Here is a 20,309-nt window from a genome sequence, read left to right as displayed (position 1 = left end):
TATTTCTAAAATCTTGATTTGCTATAATTCCCACATTTTAGGAATTGATCTGTAAAGTTCAGATCCCAATTTTTTTAAGTTGGTGTAAATCATGGATTTCCCCACAAACTCACGTTGGAATATAAATTTGTGTGGAGTTTTGCAGATTACAGATTTTTAAACATCCATTTTTTGTGACTCCAGTCGGTGGGAGTTCCATATTTATTTTTTATCGAAAAATCGGATTTTTATAGAGCGATCTTTTTTGTTTTACTCACATTAAATTAGAATATTTTGTTTTACTGAAATTATAGAAAAATTTTTATACCGAATTCAAATGAATTTGGAAAAAAGTTTCCGGAAGGACGTTCCGCTTGGATGGACTCTAATCGTCTTGTCTTAAAAAATGGAATTACTTTTCCTTCGGAAGTAGATGATTCGGAATTTGTGGACCCAACTAAAGCGGCGTCCAGTATGTTTAGTAAATATAATACTGCTATGATCTCCAAAGAAACGTTGAGCTGATTGTAAAGAGAAGATGAATTTGAATAATCGGATTGTCCTTGTATATAATTATAAGCCGCCAAGGAAGTAAGAGTAGGGTCGTTCATCAAAAAGAAAGTTTGGTTTAAGGTTTTACTTTGATTCAAAGCTGATAAACTAGAATTGTATGCCGAAAAACGTTCTGCAGAAAAAGCGATTGCTCCTAAAATTAAAATTGGAAAAATCCAACGTTTGTATTTTTTATCTTGGTTGTATTGTCCCCAACCGGGCAAAACCGAAGATTGAATTGCGGGACCCCATTGAATTCCCGGAGATGTGACTTGATTTTCCTGTTCACTTCGTTTAGTGATTTGCGCAAGTTCTTCCTCGGAATCTGCAAGGATCAAAAAACCTTTTTTAGCTGTTTTTTTATTTCTAGGATTTTCCAGAGAAAGTGTATAACTTCCGTTTTTGAGATTTAGATTCTCTATTTTGAGTTTGATTTCTTTAGAATTAACGAATTCGAAGTCCGGTTTGATTGTTTCACCCGAAGGCAAAAGGAGAGTAACGTTCATCGCTTCCGTGAAGTTATCACCTTTGACGGTTAAGTGAGATCCTAATTTTTCTTTTAAAAGTTTAGCGTTAGAATCCGGATTGATAAAAGGAGCTCTGGAAAGGATTACTTCAAAAGAAATCCAATCGGTAAACACGGAAACTCTTCCAAATTTATTGAGAACACCAATCCTATGTTCGTAGACTCCAGGAGGTAAATTCACTTCGAAACGAGTAGACTTCGTTTTTTCTCTGGTGATTCTTCCGCCGGAATCCTTGATTTCAACCAAGTAACCTCCCGCTTCAGGAACCGGTTTCCATTCTAAGTAGTCTTCTCCAAAAATAGAAAAAGAAATCAAAAATAGTATGAAAGATAAAAGAATTTTATTCCACATAAATTTCCTTTGGCGAAAGAACTTCCGGAGGTCGGATCGTTTTGTTCAATTTAATTTCGAAATTTCTAGAAACCGGAATCGTAAATTTTTGAATTCCTGTTTTGTCTTTGTATTTGGCGGAGAGTCTCCAAATAAATTTACCTTCTTCTAATATTCCAAAATCTTTAAGCGAGTAAGAGTCTCCTTTGATTTCTTTTTTAAGAATCGATTTGTTTTTTCCCGCTTTTTTTTCTAAAATTTCCAAGATTACAGACTCCGTATTTCCTTCCGTTTCCCAACGGAAATCGATACTTTCCCGATTGGAAATGTCGATGGTTTCTTCGGTTGCAGGACTACTTTGACTCAAGAAAGGAGTACTGTCCGAAGTTTTGAACTTTTGGGTTTTACTCGATATTAAATTTTCGCCGCTGGAACCTAAAAGAGACACCCTCCAAAAATATTCTCCTACGGAAGGAATAGAAACGGTTCCGAATGAAGAGCGAAAATTTTCACGAATTACTTCTCCCGAAAATTCTGAATTTTTAGAAACCTCTAATTTATATACTCCTGAAGGTTCAGGTCTCTGCCAGCGGAATGTCAATTTATGGTTGGCCGGATGTCCCAATTCTTGTTCGTTTGCTGGAAATAAAAGCTCTAAATTTTCTAAGGATTGGACTTTAAATTGTCTTACAGTTGTAAAAATAGGGTCTCCTTCTTTGAGTGTTCCTTTGACTCTCCAGAAATAAGTGCCTGCGTTCGAGATCGGAGAAGAGATTAAAGAAGAAGAATTGGTTTTTTTATTAAATAGAATGTTTTTGAATTCAGAGTCGTTTGCGATTTCAAGTGTGTATTCCGAAAAGTCCGCCGAACCCGACCATACGAATAAGTTTCCTTCTTTGGAAAATTTTCGAAGAGAAATTTCTTCCTGATCGGAAGGTTTTTTCAAAACGGGGGGCTCCGGTTTTTCCAACTTTCTTACGTTAAACGAAACTGAATCGGATGGAATTGCTTTTAAATCGGTTAAGGAAGGTTTTGGAATGACTCTTGCAAAATACTTTCCTTCCTTTGTTTTGTCCCAACGATAAAGAGTTCCTTGAATTTCTTGGTTAATTAGAATTTCCTTAAATTCTTTATCTTTGGCTAATTCAAAAATATAGTTATTCGTAAAATCCACTGGCGTCCATTGAAAAACTATACTTGGAACGTTGGATGTGAATTTGAACTCCTCCGATTTTGCAGGAGTAAAAAGAGAAGATTTCAATTCTCCTAATATAATAAAAGAACGGGTTTCACTGAATTCCGACTTTCCGGTTCCCGGATTGATTGCGGTAACTCTCCAGTAGTGTGTTCCTTTTTCCAAAGATCTATTTAAAGAAGTTCCGTTTGATTTAGTACGGATCACGTTTTTGGAAAAGCTAGGATGATTCGAAATTTCTAATGTATATTCCTTTGCACTTTCCGCTTTGTTCCAGCTAAAAGAAATCGGGAACGAGTTAGAAGAAGTTTGAAAAAACTTTCTTTCTGTGGGAGAGTTTAGGGAAATTGATAAAGAACGAATTTCGGACTTACCGTTTTTAAGTTCGATCGCTTGGTTGTTACTTACGTTTGACTCTTGATTTCCGGATTTGACTTTTGCGTTTCCTTTGGAAACTTCAAGATTTAGAGCTTGATCTTCTGTTTTGGAAAGTTTCAGATCTCCTTTTCCAACTTCCACGGTGGTTTCACCGCTTTTAATCTGAAGTTCGGTACCACTATCTTTATTTGCGGAAACGGAACCGTATGCAAAGTCGATCGATAGATTTTTATCCGAAAAGTCTAAAAAAATCATACTTTTCTGATCGAGTTTGATTTCAGTTCCATCGTTTAGAACCAAAACGGCCTCGGCTCCGTCGTCCGTTCGGACAGTATCCCTGTTTCTGACTTTCATTTCGGTTTCGATCTCTTCCCAAAGAACTTCGGAATCGTATTTTCTCTGAGCTTTTCTGTTTTTAAAAATGATTTTTCCGATTTCTGGATTACTACCTTTTTTATGTCCGGAAGTTATATGAAGGTATAATAATATACTAAAAAGTAAAATGAGTCCCGTGAGAACAGTGACTACGTATTTTTCTTCAGTCAAGTATTTCATACTTAACTTCTTTTTCGGAATCGGAATCTTTTTTAGGTGGTTCCCAAACGATTCCTATTCTTTCTCTCAGTTCTTCTAAATTTTTAGGACAGTTTGGATCGTCTTTTCTACCCAAAACCGCGTAGATCACTTGCGGTTCTTCTTTTCCTTTTACTTTGATCGATTGCATCTTTTCTACGTTGAAGATTTCTGAGACGTGATCTAAAAGTTCTTGTGTGATCAAAATGTCTGTTCCAAAGGGTTTGTTCAGAGCTTCTACTCTGGACGCGAGATTTACAGCGTCTCCGATCACTGTATATTCCAATCTTTGTTCGGAGCCGATTTGTCCGGCGATGACCGGACCGAAATTAAGACCACAACCGATTTTGATGATCGGTTTTTTTTCACCACCTCTACCCCGGTTGAATTTTATGAGCGCTTCTCTCATCATCAAAGCTCCATTAACCGCGTTTTCGGCGTCTCTATCGGAAGTTTTAGCGGCTCCCCAAGTCGCCATGATTGCGTCTCCGATAAACTTGTCGACGATCCCGTGAGTTTCATTGACGCAATGGACCATTTCGGTCATGTACTCGTTTAGAAATTCTACAACTTCTTCCGGCTGTAGTTTTTCGGAAATGGAAGTAAAACTTCGAATATCGGAAAAGAAAATGGCGCACATCTTTCTTTCTCCTCCGAGAGTGAGTTCGTGTTTTAATACCATTTCGGCGATTTCTTTGTTCACAAATCTTCCTAAAGCGTCCTTTACTTTTTCCCTCTCTTCCAAACCTTTGCTCATGTCCACAAAGTAATCCGTAAGAAGACCTACTTCATCGTTTGTGATGGAACTAATTTTAATTTTAAAATTACCTTGTGCAATTTCAGTTGTGGCGCGTAATAAATTTAACACCGGTTTGGTGATCGTTTTTGCAAAAAAGAATACTATGATGAGTGCTAAACACAGAGCGATTCCCATGATTAGAAGATTCGTTTTTTGAATCTTATAGACTGCTTCAAAAGCTTTGTTTTCTGGAACGATGGAAACTACCGCGGCTCCCCCAAAGCCCAATTTTTGATAAGAACCAAACCAGGCGTTACCATCCTTATCTTTGTATTCGATTTGTTTGGTATTTTCGGAACTTTTGACCATGGATTCCACGATCGGAAGATTCATAAAATTTGTATTCGATTGTAGAAGTTTAGGATCTGAATGAGCGATCAGATCTCCTTCTCCGTTGACCAGAAAGATTTCGGAAATATCTTGTTTTTGGAATGCGTTTAGAAATTTCTCCAATCGAAGAACTAAAACTAAAACCTTAGAATTGGAACCGGAAGAAGGAATTGCAATGGCGAGAATGGGTTCTTTAAACTCAGCGCTTAGATTTTCCATTCTTCCGCCGGTAAGAACTGATTTTTGAATAAGTCCCGGTCTGTTTCCCACAAGATCTGAAATTTCTTTCGGAGAGACTTTGAGTTCGCTTAAATAAGGTTCGTTAAAGAACTCATTGACCATGGTCGGAATGTTGCCTTCCATTTGGAAGAGACCTGCATAGATAAAGTCGGGATCGTTTTGAAAGAAAATATCTGCAAATGAAATTCCCTGTTTTCCTTGAACTAAAGCTCCTACCATTTGTTTGCCATTAGTGAGAATTTCTTTGATGTCGGTTTTAATTTTTAGTCCTAGAATATTCACTAAATTTAAATTGTTTTGAAGAACCCTGACTTCGGAATCGTCTCGAAAGGCAGAAGATGCAAAGAAAATGATCGTGGAAACCGTAAACGTCATCAAAATGGAAATAACCGCCATCAATTTGATCTGAAGCGGAAACTTTGATTTTACTTGAGAAGTAGAAAGTTCTTGAGTGTTTGTAGACGAGAGTGAATTCGTTTTTGTTTCGTCTAATGTGTCTTTATTTATTTTAGAAGAAGTAGGTTCTGTATTTGAAATCGATTCCGTTTGTGATTTTAATTGAATTTCGTCTGTAGGTTTATTTTCAATTTGAGTCGATTCGATTTGGTGTGTTAAAACGTTTTCAGAAGTTTGTGGGTTTTCTATTTGTGGCGTAGAAAGTTCCGATTTAGATTCGGAAGGTAAGGATACATGATTTAATTCCGAAGAATTTTCGTTTAAGGTAGTTGTTGGTTCTTGTGATTCTCCTGAAACTGAAAATTCTTTTAGTTTTTGAGTATCTTCTAAATGATCGATTTCGATTGCGTCGATAGGAAAAGATTGAAAGGAAGAGATGGATTTTTTGTTTTCTTCTTCTGAATAGGGAACCGCTTTGATTTGGGTTAAGTTTTCTGCTCCTGGTTCGTATTTAATTTTATATTTCAAAGTGGAAGGACGTTTACTTTCCTGAGCGATATGAACCGATACGGAAAATTCACCGGGTGGAATTTCTGGAATAGAATGAGCGGATTTGTGTCTAGAAATATATTTTCGAAATGAGGCTTGGTCTGGTTCTGAATAAGAATATCCTAAATGAGAAATTTGATTTTGTAATTCTGAGTCACTTAGAGAAGGGGAACTCGCTAATAAAAGTTTAGAAAGTAGTAAAGGAAATCTAGTTTCACAATCGGGTGAGATTAAAAATAATATATTTCCTCTTTTTAAGAATTTTTGAATTTGTAAAAAGGAACTGTAAACAGAGTCATTTGTTTCTGGGCCAGGTGGTATGAGTAAGGAAAGAACGTTTACAGAAGTAGGAATTGAATCAAGTATATTGGAATCGACCTGACTAGAGACAAAACAAATCGTTCCGATTTCTTTTTTGGAGATTTCTTCGGAAAGGTCCTTTGGAAGAGAGTCGGAAATAAAAATGAGAGCTCCAGAAGTTCCAAAGGGAAGATAACGACGATGAATTTCTAACATAAATAAAGACTCTTAAGATCCAAAAAAAAATATTTCCTTCGAGAAGAACATTCTATTTTGTTTTCGGAATTCCTTTAAAATAGTATAATTACTTAATTCCAGCGTTTTTGTTCGTTTTTCGTAAGAAATCGCTTTCTATCGTACTCTAGTATCGGAAAGTGGAAATAAATTCTTAAAATAGAGGAGTTAAAGAAGAATAGAATGTCGACTGCGATATTTAAAACAAATTTTGGAAACTTTTCGGTTTATTTGGATGAGGAAAAGGCTCCTATTACTGCGGGTAATTTTATCAAATTGGCCAAAGATGGATTTTACAATGGACTTACATTCCATCGAGTTATTAAAAATTTTATGATTCAGGGAGGTTGTCCCATTGGAAATGGGACCGGTGGACCTGGTTATAAAATCCAAGACGAGTTTCATAAGGATCTGAAGAACGAAAAATTTACTCTTTCGATGGCAAATGCAGGACCGAATACGGGCGGATCTCAGTTTTTTATCAATGTAAGAGATAATTTTTACTTAGATAATAAACATGCTGTCTTTGGAAGGGTTACAGAAGGAATAGATATAGTAGAAACGATTTCAGAAACGGAAACAGGATTTCAAGATAAACCTACAAAGTCGGTGATTATAGAAACAATTACGGTTTCTCCTTAAACTTACATTTCCACTGAATCTTTCCTTGAAGGATTCTAGAGTGTTGCTTAGAATTATAGAATAAGAGTGTCTTAGAATTTTGTCTCAAAATTCATGGTACTACTTATTCTATAAAGATCAGTGATAAGAAAATTTGAAAGAATATCTATAAAAGTAGCCCCGTCGCTTGATAATAGACATTTCTGTTTTTAAAATTGTATGAGTTCCTACATTTTCAAAATTTATCTGTAAAATTTAGATTTGTGATAGTTCTTACAAATTAAGTAACATTACGAATTTTTAAACATTTATTTTTTGTAGTTGGGAGTTCGTATGAGTTCCCACATTTTCACGGAAAAATTGAGTTTTATAAAAATGAAATTGTTTACATTAGATTGATCAGTGATAATGAAATCTGTATAAAATCTAATTTCTGCATGAAATCGCCGCTTTGCAGCCATTGCAAAAATTAAAAATCTATTTTAACATGAATTTCAAACGCGACCTGTCGAACGATCCATCGGGAGTGAGACGGCTTTAGTTTGAGAGAAACATAACCAACCCCACAAGTTGAATAGGATTTTAGAATCAAAATTGAACTCAGCTGAACGCTCTCTCCTAAGGGTCGCGTTAAAGAACTCAGCAAAACGCATATTTTTCAAGTGTTCCGACAAGAATGAGTCTTTTTACTTGCAAAAAGTATGTTTTTCTGATAAAGAAAAATCTTTCAAATTTTCCCACCTGAATTGCGACCCATGGGAAGCAATTCATTGAGTTGCCACCCAAAATTAGAGAAAACTCATGCAATGCTCCTTATGGATTCGCGTTGGAGGTGTAAGTTTTACAGAGGATTTGTCGTAATTCCGACAGATTTATATTGAAATCCAAATACTTGTAGGTTGGTTATGATAGAGAGCGTTTTACTAAAGTTTCCTAGCATTGATCTCTTTCGTATTATTCATGTTAAATAAAAAGATTCTTATATTACTACAAAGGAGAATAGAATCAAATCTTGAACTCAAAAGCTAAAATGTAGGAACTACTTCAAAAAAATATAGATTCCGGAATGAATGGTGCATAAATTGTAGGATATACTACATTTTCGTAAAAATCCATGTTTCTTTTTGATATTCGTTTCATAAGTTTTTATAGTATAGAGATTCCTTTTTTATAAAAAATTAGAATAAATTTATATTATTAATTTCTATAAAGAATCTGTCTTAAAATTTTGAATAAATCAATTTTGAATCTTCAATCCAATGTATGAGTTCCCACATTTTTCTAAAACTAAAGAGTCTTGTTCCCTAAAGCTCAGCAAAACTCTCTTTATGAATCGCGTTTTAGATTCTTCAAGGGCAGACTCGAAATTGAGTATCCTAATGTTGATCGCAAAACACTGTTTTAACGCCAAAAATTGGATATTTGATTATATAACTCTGAATAAATGCTAAGATAAATTAGGATACGTAATAATTTTTGAAATTCAAACGTCTTGTTTTGTTATGATTTGTTCGAAAACACATGAAATGGGACAAAACATTTGCTGAAAATTGAAAGTAAATGAGCTATTTTGGAATCGGGAAAATTAAAGGAATATAAATTCGAAAAAAAGAATATTCTGAAATTCGTAAAAAAATAACAACCAGGATTGACATTTTTATTGAGATAATTACTTTTTTTACGATAATAAAAGTAGGTCAAAAAATCTAGATTAGCATTTATTCTACTGAAATTTAAAGAGTTCGTTTTTGAGAATCTTATATGAGACTTTTTCAAGGTATACTAAGGATCATTGGAAATGATTGAATGCCAAATTTTGTCTCATTTAAGGGCTCCAATCGCCATTTTAAATAGTGATTTGCGTATTATAAATTGCAATTCTTCTTTTGTAAAAGTTTGCTTTGCTTCTCGAGCTCAAGAGTTAATAAACCAAAGATTAGATCAAATACTCTCCTTTCAAAATTCATCTTTATTAGAAAGATTTAGAAATTGTGAATTTAACCGAACGATCTTTTTTGAAGAACAACTTTTGAATTCTTTTAGAGAAAAAGTAGATTTTCAAGGTTCTATGACTAAACAAAAATTCGAGGAAAGTGAATTTCTTTTTTTAGAAATTTCAGACTTAAAAATTAAAACAAAGGAAATGGAAATTGCGGCTATTGTTTCCAGGATGTATCATGATTTGCAAGAACCGATACGAAATCAGAATACTTTTTTAAATCTTTTATACGAAAAATATTCAAACTCTCTAAATGAAAAAGGCAAAGAGTTTTTACAGTTTAGTATCCAATCCTCCCAACGTCTTTGGGAGCGGATTAACGGTTTGCTTTTATTTTTAAAAATCGAAAAGGAAAGAAATGTATTTAAAACAGTTTCTCTTCAAAAAATTTTAGAGGAAAGTATTACAGTTCTTCATGAAAATCTAATAAATACCAGTCTACACGTTGAGGTTCAAGGGGAATTTCCGGATATTTTAGGAAGTAAGTCTCTTCTCAAAGAACTTTTTTTAAACCTAATTTCAAATTCTATTCGATTTAGAAATAAAAACGCGGCGTGTAAAGTTTGTATTTCCTGCGACTCTAAATCTCAGTTTCACCTAATTCAAGTTATAGATAATGGGATAGGTGTTCATTATTTGGAAAAAAATTATTTCATAGATTTGTTTAGAACGTTTCATTCATCGGAAGAACTTTCTGGGTCTGGAACGGGACTTTTTTTTTGTAAAAGGATTGCGGAACTTCACGGAGGCAATCTGGAAATAGAAACCGATCGTACTTCCGGTTTCGGTGTCATCATACGTTTACCACGAGAATTTATTTTAGAACGATGAATATGTAGAGAGTTTCATTCTTATGTTTAAAGATACTTTTTCAGTTCTTTTGATCGAGGATTCAAACGCGGATTACAGATTGATTCAGGAATATCTGGGTGAATCTCAAAGTCCTTCTTTTCAGATCAGTCGTAGCGCCGATTTCTCCGCCGGGCTTAGTCTCATCACCAATGAAAGTCCCGATTTAGTGATGTTGGATCTTTCTCTTCCAGATCGGGCCGGTTTGGAAGCGTTATCCGAAATTAAAAGAAGGTTTCCTCAAATTCCTGTGATCATTTGTAGCGGAGCGGAAGACAAAGAGATTACTGTAAATGCTCTTCAGATAGGAGCACAGGATTACGTTTATAAGGGTAAGTTCGACTCTTATTCCTTAAGTCGTTCTCTCGTTTTTGCTTACGAAAGAAATCGTTTAGCTTTGGAACTTGAAAAGAAAAACGTTTTTGAACAAGAAAACGAAGAAAGGTATCGTTTGTTTTTTCAATACAATCCTCATCCGGCTTTTTTATTTGAACACGACTCTTTGAAAATTTTAGAAATCAATCGAGCCGTTCTTGAAAAATACGGTTACGAAGAGAAGGATTTGATTGGTAAGTCGATTCTACAGATTTTTGAACTGTCTGATTTCGATAAAGTAAAACAGGAAATTATTTTCTTTCAATTCGGAGCCAATCAAGCTTCCTCTTTTGTTCACAAAAAAAAGGACGGAGAAAAATTGATCGCGGATACTACTGTTTATAAGTTTCGTTATCAGAATCAAATTTTAGATTTGGCGGTCGTCACGGATATTACCGAGATGGTTCGAAATAAAGAATCGATTCTTGCTACTCTTGCGGAAAAAGACGCTTTGATTCAGGAAATTCATCATAGAGTCAAAAACAACATGCAGATCATGATTTCTCTTTTAAATCTACAGGCGGACAACGCCATGTCTAGGAATCTCACTGCAAAAGAACTTTATAATTTATTAAAGGATACGGAGAGCAGAGTTTTTTCTATGTCCTTGGTTCATAACGAACTTTATAAATCCAACGATCTTTCTCATGTGGATTTTCATAGTTATTTGAATATGCTTTTAGAAAATCTTTGGAATTTATATGGGGTAGGTTTAAAAATTAAACATTTGGTAGAAGCCCAAGGTTTGGTCTTAAGCATGAACATTGCAATTTCACTTGGACTCATCGTTTGTGAACTGGTCACAAATGCCATCAAATACGCGTTCCCAGATGGTTATGAAGGGCTTTTAAAAATTATCGCTCGTTGCGAATTGGGTAGTACGATCGTAACCATTGAAGATAATGGAAAGGGAATTCCGAAAGAGATGATAAATAAAAATCATGAAACTCTTGGATTACAACTTGTTAATATTCTCACGAAACAAATCCAGGGTAAATTACATCTTGAGATTTTGGATCCGGGAACTAAATTTGAAATCCGATTTCCGGAACAAAAAGGAGCTGTTGAAAAAAAGCTATAAATTCCGGAATGGTTATCAATTTGTAAGAGTTTTACATCTATTATTACCCGAACGTATGAAAATCGTATTAAAAGTTAACAGGTAATTTTTTTAAAGATATAGAAGTTCTCACGAAATTGGACCAAACCTAGAATCATTACCTTTTTTCAAAGGATCTTACATTCTAAGTTTTGAAACAACCGCAGCATAGTATTCTTTTTATGTATCCGAGTAGTAAGTCCTATTTTATCCGATCAACAGACAGGGACCATTGAACCTTTATCTAATTGAGTATCTAAATGTTTATTATAAAATACTGTTTTACCTAAGTTCAATGGAATTTAACGCGAAAGCGATTGAGGCGGAGTCGATTAAATTGTAACTAAAGGAGAAATATAGAATTACGTTTTTTTCATACAATTTATCGACTGGAGCTGAAAGCGCGGTCCGGCAACGCCGGATTCGCCCTGATTCTCTTTCGTTGGATGTATTGAATTGGGTTCTTTATTAACGTGAATTCGGTGCAATGAATTTATTTTTCTGAAAAAAGTTGAGATTTGAACTTTACAGATCAATTCTTAAAATGTAGGAACTATTACAAATTTAGATTTTACCGTTAAATCTTTAAAATGTAGGAACTATTACAAATTTAGATTTTACCGTTAAATCTTTAAAATGTAGGAACTATTACAAATTTAGATTTTACCGTTAAATCTTTAAAACTATTCTTTTAGAAAATTCTTTTGCCCTGTTCGCGTTTTTTATTTGGTTCTGAATAATGAATTTCTAGGAAATGCAAAAAGAATAATCTTCCAATCCAATTTTTGCATAAAATCGCCGTTTTGCGACCTTTACAAAAATGAAAAAGCTTTTTATAGAAATTTTCTAATCTTGATAGAATTGAATACCATGAACTTTTATCTTAAAGTTCTGTTTCAGTGCAAAATATTAGATTATTCTGCTGAGTTTTGTTAGTGGTTTGTTTTAAAATTTAGACCCCGGATCTCAATTGAGATCGCGGGATCTAAAAGTTGTTTTAAAAACGGTTCGTTTATATTTTTTTTCCGCAACTTTTCATAGTTGGATCATAGGGATTTTGAACTTTATCTCCGGAAGCGATCCATTTCTTTTTTACCATAGGGCAATAAAATACGTGAAATCCGGTAGATTCATCTTTTTGAATATACTCCTTGAGCGTTTCTGAAAGTTCGGAATAAGCTTCTAGTTTGGTTTTTTCGTCCGATGCGTTTTTGAGTTTTTTCGCTGCTTTGAGAGCAGGCGAAAGAGAAGAATCTCTAGCCGTTTCCTGTTGTAAGGACGCGATCAGCGGTTCCACGATTACTTCTTCCCCGTTAAAAAAAGATTGGTGGATCCGATTTAACTCGGACAAAATTGCGGGTCTTGTGGGAAGGATTGATTTTGCCTCCGAAAAACCTACCAAAATAAATCCAATAAAGTAGAATATTATAATTTTCTGTTTCATTCTGTTTTTCCTGTTTATGCTATTTTTTTCAGTTCCGAGATACATTCTTGACAACTGTCCGCGCAGTTTTTGCAGACCTCATGATGAGATTCGTGAACTCTACATTCCTTTTCGCAAACTTCGCAGGCTCTGATACAAATTGCGGCTATTTCTTTTGCAAAAGTAGACTGAGAAGACCCTAAACTTACGAACGTTTTACAAAGAGCCAAAGTATCTTTTACCGCTTTGAGACAGTCTGCGAGCATCGTATCTCCCGTTGATAGATTTTCTTCGCAATGGAAAAGACAAATTTCGGAGTTTAACGCACATTTAGTTGCTGCCTCTAAAATTTTTTTATCTATCTTTTGATACGATTTTTTTTCGGTTTTTTTTAAGGATTTAGAATCGGATCCTTTTGCCAAAAGTAAATCTGCTCCGGATGCAAATGCAATTAGAGCCGCGGATTGTGTGAGTAATTCTTTTCTAGTTAACATATAATATTCCTTAATTTTAAAGTTGTAAAATAATTTTAAAAGGGAGTTGGTATCAGATCAATAGTCTGATGGAAGAAATGGATTGAATGACGAACTTTTGCGCGTTTAGATTTGAATTTTGATCTTTCCCCGTTTTTGGAAAATGAAAAATCAAAGATGCAAAATGAGAAGGGTTCTGAAAAATTGTAAGAACGGATAAATAGTTTCTGTACAATTCTGGAGTTTTAGAATGTTCCGCAGAAAAAAGTAAATTGCAGGAAGAACAAGTAGAAGAGGTTTGGTCATCCGATTTTTCGGATGGGTGACAGTTGGTTTTAATTGTCTGGGTGAATGCGGGGCAAGTGTTTCCGGAAAGCATTACAGTAAAACAAATCAGAGCAGAAGTCAAACTGATCATTCCTAAAAAAGCTGCGCAACGTTTTGCCTTCATCTTGTCTCTTAGACTTAAGAAATCAAAAGATAGGGCAAGAAGTTTTTAAAAAATCGTTTGATATTAAAGTGACATTTGTATTCCTTTCTTAGTTTGCTGTCCGTTGTAAAAACCGAGGAGAAAATTTGAAATGGATTCCATTCTTATTTTAGACGATGCACAGGAGAACTGTATGTTGATGCAGGGTATCCTGAGAAAGTCGGGATACAAAAATACTTATACAAGCCAGTCCCCCGAAGAGGTCATCGGTTGGTTGAATTTAAAAAACCAAGAACCTCCTCAAAAAGAATGTTCTTTGATTCTTTTGGACATTTTACTTCCAGGAATTACAGGACTTGAAATTCTCAAATTGATCCGTGAAAAGGAAGAATTGAAAGATATTCCTGTTATTATGATCACGGCTCTGAAAGAATCGGACGTTTTGCAAAAAGCGTTTGATTCCGGTGCAATCGATTACGTAGTAAAACCATTCGACGCGATCGAACTTTTGGCGAGGGTTCGTTCTGCACTTCGGCTTTTTGAAGAAATGACTCGAAGAAAGGAAAGAGAAAAGGAGTTGGAAAAATTGACCGACCAACTTCAAGAAGTGAATGCCTATTTAGTCGCCATTTCCAGGACGGATTCTCTGACCGGACTTTACAATCGTAGATACTTTGATGAGATTTTATCTACGGAATGGAAACGTTGCTGGAGAACTGGAGCTGGTATTGCTCTTATTATGTTGGACATAGATCATTTTAAACTTTATAATGATACGTATGGTCATCAAGGTGGTGATCAATGTCTGAAGCGGGTGGCTTCTGCGATTCGAGATTGTGCAAGAAGAGCGGGAGATGTGGCGGCTAGATACGGCGGAGAAGAGTTTGCGGTTGTACTACCCGAAACAACTGAGTCGAATGCGGTTGTTGTGAGTCGAAACATTTTGGAAAATGTAGAGAATTTAGCAATACCACATGCCGCGTCTAAGACCGCTTCAATTGTAACTGTCAGTATAGGTATGGCTACCTTAAGTCCAAGTCCTGAAAATTCCATTTCCGAGTTAATCGAACGTGCCGACAAGGCGCTCTATTTGGCAAAAGAGGAAGGAAGAAACTGTCTTCGATTTTATCCTCAAAACGACTGACTTCTTTTATTCAATTAAAGTTATTGAAAGTGGTGATTCACAAAACTGCGATCGTTTCCATAAAATAATAAATATTTAAGAATTTGTAATAGAGTTGTTGAAAAATTCCATGGTGAAGATTCGTAAAATTGCTTCAATTGTCCATTTCAATCCAATACAAACAGATCAAGAATTAATTTTTCAACAACTCTAATGCTTAATCAGTGGGAACTCTTACAAATCATGGATTTACCGGTTAAACTTTGAAAGAGTGTTTTGCTGAGCTTCAATCGCTTTTGTGTTGAATTATACTGGACTATCGTTAACCGATATTTCATCACAAGATTTATGGATACTCAATTTGATAGGTATGAGTAAGACATAACAAATCGAAAATCCTATGATTGAGTAAGAAAAAATTTTCAAGGCGCAGTAATCAATAAAAATTGAATATCATTTACGTTGGTTCCAGTTACACCCGTAAAAACCAGGGAATCGACTTGATCTAAAACTTCGTAGGAGTTATGTGTTTTGAGAGCCAAATTTGCGTCGTTGGTTTTGTAAATTTTTTTCCAAGTGTTTCCGTCTACGATTGCTCCCGCTGCGTCGGTAGGACCGTCGCTTCCGTCCGTTGCGAGAGAGAATAAAGTGATTCCTTGGCAACCGGAGATTTGTTTGGAGAAAGAGAGTGCTAATTCTTGATTCCTTCCCCCTTTTCCGGAACCGTCGTGAGTCACAGTGGTTTCTCCTCCGCAGAGAATTAAAAGGGAAAAATTTTTATTTTTCAGATTTTCTTTTGCGATTTCTCCTAAAAAGAAACCTGCTTCCTTTGCTTCGCAATTTAAGGAAGAGGTTAGTAAAAGAACCGGAATATTCAAATTTATGCACTCTCTTTGAACGGCCTCGAGCGCTTGGGTTATATTTCCGATACAATGGACGGAATTCTTGTTTGGATCGATTTTATGTTCTGCTGAAAAGTTTTTGGGTTTGATTTTCTGATTTGAACTTTTTACGGATCCTTCCGTTTTTTTGTATAGAACAGCTTCGAGCTTGGGATCTAAAGATAAATCATATTGTTTGAATATTCTTAAAATAGAATCTTTATCGATTTCAGAAGGAATCGTTGGCCCGGAAGCTACTTTGGAAAGGTCGTCTCCGATTACGTCCGATAGAATTAAGGTGATCGATTTTGAAGGAAGAATGTTTGTAAGTAAACCACCACCTTTGAGTGAGGATAAAAGAGTTCTTACCGAATTGATTTCTTGGATGTCTGCCCCGCAGGAAAGGAGTTTAGAGTTCCAGGCGATTAGATCCTCTAGATTTAGGCCGGGTTCGGGAACTTCCATTAAAGCGGAACCTCCTCCGGAAAGAAGCATTAAGACAATATCGTCTTTTTGTAAACTGGAACAGAGTTCTAGAATTTTTTTTCCACCAAGTAGGCTATTTGTATCTGGAATTGGATGTCCCGCTTCTAAAATTTCCAAAGGTGGAAATTTTTTTCCCGAAGTATATCCGTATTTTGTGAGAATAATTCCTCCGAAAATCTGAGATTGTAGTATTTCATAAGCGGCGCTGGCCATTTCTTCTGCGGCTTTTCCGATAGAAAGTAGTAAAATTCTTCCTTTTGGTTTTTGTTCTAATAAAAACTTACGAACGGAAAGTCCGGGCAAAGAGTTTCGGATCGCAATACCACCTAAATGAAATAAGATGGATTGAGTAGAATGAATGTTTACATTTTCGCCGTTTAAAAAAGAGAGACGTGGCATCGGATTCCAAAGACAAAAGATCCTTTTAAAAAAGAAACGTTTTTAGTTAAAATCATCATGAAAGTTGGACTGTTGTTTTGTGGATTTTAGAAAGTTGTTTTATCTCCAGTGAGATTGTCTTTTATCAAACTTAAAAATGAAGTGCTAATTTTTATATAAAATTCTCGTTTCATAAATCCAATCCAAAATTCATTTTATAGAAATTCTTATATTTATTTTGACAATAGATTTTAAAACTTCAAAGTAGTTCCTCACAAAATGCTTTTTGAAAAACAAAACTACTGAAAGAACTACATCATAATTTGTAGAGAATTCCGTTTTTAAGCGGTAGCTTTGTACACAAATTCAAGGTGATTTATTGTGTAAGTTCTCGGTAATAATGGGAGTTTTCATGTCGGAAATCAAAACCTCTTTTTTAAAAAATGGAGAAAGAGAATATAAATATCTAAGTTTAGGGAATGGAAAAAAGCTTATTTTTTTCTTTCACGGATTTCCGGACGACGCCGGTTCTATGAAAGAATTGATGGAGATCTTTTCTAAAAAAGATTTTACGTGTATCGCTCCTTTTATGAGAGGATATTCTCCCGGTTCCAGCGTACCTTTTTCTACAACTGTTAGTATTGCCGAATTGGCAGGAGATTTAAAATTTATCGTAGAATCTTTGAAGTCCAGATATAATCCGGAAGCCACCGTGGTATTGGGTCACGATTGGGGAGCCATTGCATCTTATGCGTTTGCTAATCTTTCTCCTGGAACGATAGATACGTTAGTCTCTCTTTCTGTTCCTCCTATTCCTACGTATTTAAAGAATCTATTCGTTTATCCTTCTCAAATTGTTCGAAGTTGGTATGTTTTATTCTTTCAAATTAGAGCAGGGATTCCGGAAGCTGCATTGTTGAAAAATGATCTTTTGCGTAGACTTTGGGAAGATTGGAGTCCCGGTTGGAAAATTCCCGAAGAACGTTTTAGAGAGGTTTTTGAAAATCTAAAGGTCCACGAAAATTTAATCACCGCTCTTGGTTATTATAGGGGTTTATTAACTCCTGGGAATTTAGCTCTTTGGAATTCGAGTCGGGAATTGGTATTTCATAAAATTTCAGTTCCTACTTTGGTACTTGCTGGAGAAAAGGACGAATGTATTTCCACTTCTGTCTACAAAGGTCTTGAATCAGAATTTTACTCTAGGGTTTCTTTTCAAGTAATCGGTAAGGCGGGATATTTTTTGCATTTGGAAGCGCCAGAGCTTGTTGCAAAAGAGATATTTCGTTTTATTAAATTAGAAAATTAGTATATTTTTTAATATGAATGTTTTTTTAAACACCACTATGGAATTTTTCAACAACTCTATTCTTCTTTTATTCGGAACTATATACTACTCAGACGAATGAGAATCATACTAAAAATTAATGGCCGATTTTATGAAGACGTAATAATTCTTACAAATTATGCCTAATCTGGAATTTTGACTTTTTTGAAAGAGATCTCGTATTCTAATTTTTGAAACAAGCTCATCATAGTATTGTTTTTATGTGTTCGAGTAATCTATGGGAATTACCATAATTTAAAAAATAGAAGTTTATAACTGTCGTATTCAAGTGTGGGAACTCTCACAAAACTTAAGAATTATTGTTCTTATCAATCGATCACTAATGTAGGAACTACTACTCATATCCATATATTAAAGTATCATAACTTTTGAATGGAAGCCCCCTTTCAGAAACAGAGCTTAGAAACTCTATTATATAGTTCTGAGCAGGAAAAATTTTTTAGGATGGAATTTGAATTATTTCTTATTACTCATAACTATATAATAGAGTTGTTGAAAAATGAATTCTCCATCTGTTTCTATTTCATCGAAACGAGCAATTGAAATAGTTTTGTTAAACACCACTATGGAATTTTTCAACAACTCTAATAAAGTACCTAATATTTTGCATGGAATCAGTGTTTTGTGATAAAATTACTACTCGGCACATAAATAGAATACTTGGGTTGATTGTTTCAAAAATTTGAATGTTTGGGTCTTGCTCTAAAATGCCGTAAATCCCGAATTTGCGGTATTTTTTTAAGTACTGTTATTTTTTTTGCAAATTCGGTCGTTAATAACTGGTACATCTTCATACGTCCGAGTAGTAACGGTACTCAATTTTATAGAGATCAGTAAGAGTAACAAGTGGGATCGTTTCTTTTTGGCGACTAAGATATATGGAAACAATAATAAGGTTAATGGTGAATTTTTGTTTGAAAGTAGTAGTTCCTACATTTTCTTAAATAGAAACCATTTCAAAAAAAGCCTATCAACTCGAAAATCATAGATAAATTGAAAAAAACAAAGGATCAGATTGTTTGAATAGATGCGAAATCGAAATTTAGCAAAATATTTTGTTATTGCATCGCACAACAAAATATGAGAAAATTTAATGAGACAGAATTCTATTCTTTTCTCTTTAAAAAGTGGGTACACAATGCTCGAAAAAATAATCGAAGATTTCAAAGATTCAGTTAAGGAATCCGTAAAATCAGTTCGTATTCCTTTAGAAGTTCACAGTAAAACCGGAAATTATTCAGCAGAAATTGGCGGTTGGGAAGGCACTTCCATGAGCCTAAATTTAGAACGTTTTAATTTGGATTCCGTAGGTGAACCTGCCACTTTGGAAGTTAAAATTCCTTTTTGGAAAGATCCGATATTACTTCATGGGACCATCACCGAAAAGAAAATAGTTCGTTCCAGATCTCAGAATAGGATGACAGATAACGTGCTTTTATTTGAATCCGATGCGATTGGATTGGTTAAAAAATTCTTACCTAAATTTCCATTGGATCTTAAAGAATGGAAAATTTTAGAATTTTCAAAAAAGGCGATTTTACCTAATCACTTTCCTAAAAACCTCAGAATGTGGGAACTCATATTAGAATCTAATCATAAAAAGGCGTGTTAAAAAGTTAAAATTATAAAATTCTAAAGTTTAATTTCAAACTCAAGAGGGGCGTGATCGGAAAGAGGCTTGTCTCTGTAGACAGAATGGCTCTTTACGTTTTTCTTAAGTTCTTCTGTAACAAAAAAATAATCGATTCTCCAACCCTTATTTTTGGCTCTGGCTCCCGCGCGAAAGGTCCACCAAGAATATTCCTGTTTGTCCGGATGTAGATATCGAAATGTATCCACCCAACCTTTGTTTAAAAATCCGGATAACCATTCTCTTTCTTCGGGTAAAAATCCGCTGTTCTTTGCATTTCCTTTTGGATCATGAATATCTTGAGGAGTGTGGGCAATATTTACGTCGCCACATACGATGATATTCGGTTGTTTTTTTCTCCTTTTAGAGGATTCTTTTTGAAATAGATCCAAGAACTTCATCTTCGCTGCTTGGCGTACATCTCCAGTGGTTCCGGAGGGAAAGTATAAATTCCAAAGCGCGAAGTTAGAATATTCTAAATAGATACTTCTTCCTTCTTTGTCAAAAAACGGGTCTCCGATTCCGATTGTGATTTTTTCCGGGGGTTTTTTATAAAGAACGGCAACTCCACTGTATCCTTTTTTTTCGGCGCTGTGGAAAATCGGAGTATAACCTCCTTCTTCCCAGAGAGAAGGCGGGACCTGGTCTTGGTTTGCCTTTGTTTCTTGAAAACAGATAAAATCCGGTTTTATATTCCGAATATAATCAGCCAGTCCTTTTTCCAGGGAAGAACGAATTCCGTTACAGTTGAGTGAGATAAATTTCATAAGCAGTGTGTAAGTTGAAGGAATTCCTTCTATAAGCAATTGTTT

The 20,309-nt window shown here is 35.0% G+C and carries 14 protein-coding genes and 1 pseudogene; 6 read left to right on the top strand and 9 right to left on the bottom strand.

Going from position 1 to position 20,309, the window contains the following annotated elements:
* Positions 1-287: 287 nt before the first annotated feature.
* From LEP1GSC049_RS215355 to LEP1GSC049_RS215365, 3 genes are read right to left on the bottom strand one after another with little or no spacing between them, the layout of a single operon-like run.
* Complete coding sequence (locus tag LEP1GSC049_RS215355; RefSeq protein ID WP_004752192.1) at positions 288-1,409, bottom strand: LIC11435 family protein; 1,122 nt, start codon at positions 1,407-1,409, stop codon at positions 288-290.
* A complete protein-coding gene (locus LEP1GSC049_RS215360) occupies positions 1,399-3,516 on the bottom strand; it encodes a FecR family protein (protein ID WP_004751943.1) in 2,118 nt (705 codons plus the stop codon). The genes LEP1GSC049_RS215355 and LEP1GSC049_RS215360 overlap by 11 nt, the downstream gene beginning before the upstream one ends.
* On the bottom strand, positions 3,500-6,364 hold the full coding sequence (locus LEP1GSC049_RS215365) for an adenylate/guanylate cyclase domain-containing protein (RefSeq protein ID WP_004752059.1): 2,865 nt from the start codon (positions 6,362-6,364) through the stop codon (positions 3,500-3,502). Before LEP1GSC049_RS215365 ends, LEP1GSC049_RS215360 begins: the two co-directional genes overlap by 17 nt.
* A 201-nt stretch (positions 6,365-6,565) precedes the next feature.
* On the opposite strand from LEP1GSC049_RS215365, the gene LEP1GSC049_RS215370 reads away from it, so the two are divergent.
* The 3 genes from LEP1GSC049_RS215370 (at position 6,566) to LEP1GSC049_RS215380 (ending at position 11,307) form a co-directional block, all read left to right on the top strand.
* Complete coding sequence (locus LEP1GSC049_RS215370) at positions 6,566-7,024, top strand: peptidylprolyl isomerase (protein WP_004752607.1); 459 nt, start codon at positions 6,566-6,568, stop codon at positions 7,022-7,024.
* Between the two features lie 1,777 nt (positions 7,025-8,801).
* Positions 8,802-9,833, top strand: a complete 1,032-nt coding sequence (locus LEP1GSC049_RS215375) for a sensor histidine kinase (protein ID WP_004752543.1) — start codon at positions 8,802-8,804, stop codon at positions 9,831-9,833.
* Positions 9,834-9,855: 22 nt separating this feature from the next.
* Positions 9,856-11,307 carry a sensor histidine kinase gene (locus tag LEP1GSC049_RS215380; RefSeq protein WP_016560789.1) on the top strand — a complete coding sequence of 484 codons (1,452 nt, stop codon included), beginning with the start codon at positions 9,856-9,858 and terminating at the stop codon, positions 11,305-11,307.
* A 1,030-nt stretch (positions 11,308-12,337) separates the two neighbouring features.
* On the opposite strand, the gene LEP1GSC049_RS215385 is transcribed toward LEP1GSC049_RS215380, so the two are convergent.
* From LEP1GSC049_RS215385 to LEP1GSC049_RS215395, 3 genes are read right to left on the bottom strand one after another with little or no spacing between them, the layout of a single operon-like run.
* On the bottom strand, positions 12,338-12,769 hold the full coding sequence (locus LEP1GSC049_RS215385) for an LIC13259 family plasminogen/vitronectin/complement-binding protein (RefSeq protein ID WP_004758970.1): 432 nt from the start codon (positions 12,767-12,769) through the stop codon (positions 12,338-12,340).
* A gap of 14 nt (positions 12,770-12,783) precedes the next feature.
* On the bottom strand, positions 12,784-13,242 hold the full coding sequence (locus tag LEP1GSC049_RS215390) for a four-helix bundle copper-binding protein (RefSeq protein ID WP_004759046.1): 459 nt from the start codon (positions 13,240-13,242) through the stop codon (positions 12,784-12,786).
* Between the two features lie 52 nt (positions 13,243-13,294).
* Positions 13,295-13,672 (bottom strand): hypothetical protein, encoded by a 378-nt coding sequence (locus tag LEP1GSC049_RS215395; RefSeq protein WP_004759062.1) that lies wholly within the window; start codon positions 13,670-13,672, stop codon positions 13,295-13,297.
* A 130-nt stretch (positions 13,673-13,802) separates the two neighbouring features.
* On the opposite strand from LEP1GSC049_RS215395, the gene LEP1GSC049_RS215400 reads away from it, so the two are divergent.
* A complete protein-coding gene (locus LEP1GSC049_RS215400) occupies positions 13,803-14,795 on the top strand; it encodes a GGDEF domain-containing response regulator (protein WP_004751734.1) in 993 nt (330 codons plus the stop codon).
* Between the two features lie 401 nt (positions 14,796-15,196).
* Here LEP1GSC049_RS215400 and LEP1GSC049_RS215405 read toward each other — a convergent pair whose 3' ends face one another.
* Entirely contained in the window at positions 15,197-16,540 is a 1,344-nt protein-coding gene (locus LEP1GSC049_RS215405; RefSeq protein WP_016560784.1) for a glycerate kinase type-2 family protein, read from the bottom strand.
* A 144-nt stretch (positions 16,541-16,684) separates the two neighbouring features.
* Positions 16,685-16,899: pseudogene (locus tag LEP1GSC049_RS2000000229260) on the bottom strand (hypothetical protein).
* Between the two features lie 32 nt (positions 16,900-16,931).
* Here LEP1GSC049_RS2000000229260 and LEP1GSC049_RS215410 point away from each other — a divergent pair.
* Together LEP1GSC049_RS215410 and LEP1GSC049_RS215415 are read left to right on the top strand one after the other, a co-directional pair.
* Complete coding sequence (locus LEP1GSC049_RS215410) at positions 16,932-17,828, top strand: alpha/beta fold hydrolase (protein ID WP_016560765.1); 897 nt, start codon at positions 16,932-16,934, stop codon at positions 17,826-17,828.
* A gap of 1,177 nt (positions 17,829-19,005) precedes the next feature.
* Positions 19,006-19,479, top strand: a complete 474-nt coding sequence (locus LEP1GSC049_RS215415; RefSeq protein WP_004779412.1) for a hypothetical protein — start codon at positions 19,006-19,008, stop codon at positions 19,477-19,479.
* Between the two features lie 20 nt (positions 19,480-19,499).
* Here LEP1GSC049_RS215415 and LEP1GSC049_RS215420 read toward each other — a convergent pair whose 3' ends face one another.
* Positions 19,500-20,264, bottom strand: a complete 765-nt coding sequence (locus LEP1GSC049_RS215420; protein WP_004751893.1) for an exodeoxyribonuclease III — start codon at positions 20,262-20,264, stop codon at positions 19,500-19,502.
* Positions 20,265-20,309 lie beyond the last annotated feature (45 nt).

Origin of the sequence: Leptospira kirschneri serovar Cynopteri str. 3522 CT (assembly GCF_000243695.2) — a bacterium.
Taxonomy (GTDB): domain Bacteria; phylum Spirochaetota; class Leptospiria; order Leptospirales; family Leptospiraceae; genus Leptospira; species Leptospira kirschneri.
This window is presented reverse-complemented; position numbering and strand designations above follow the sequence as displayed.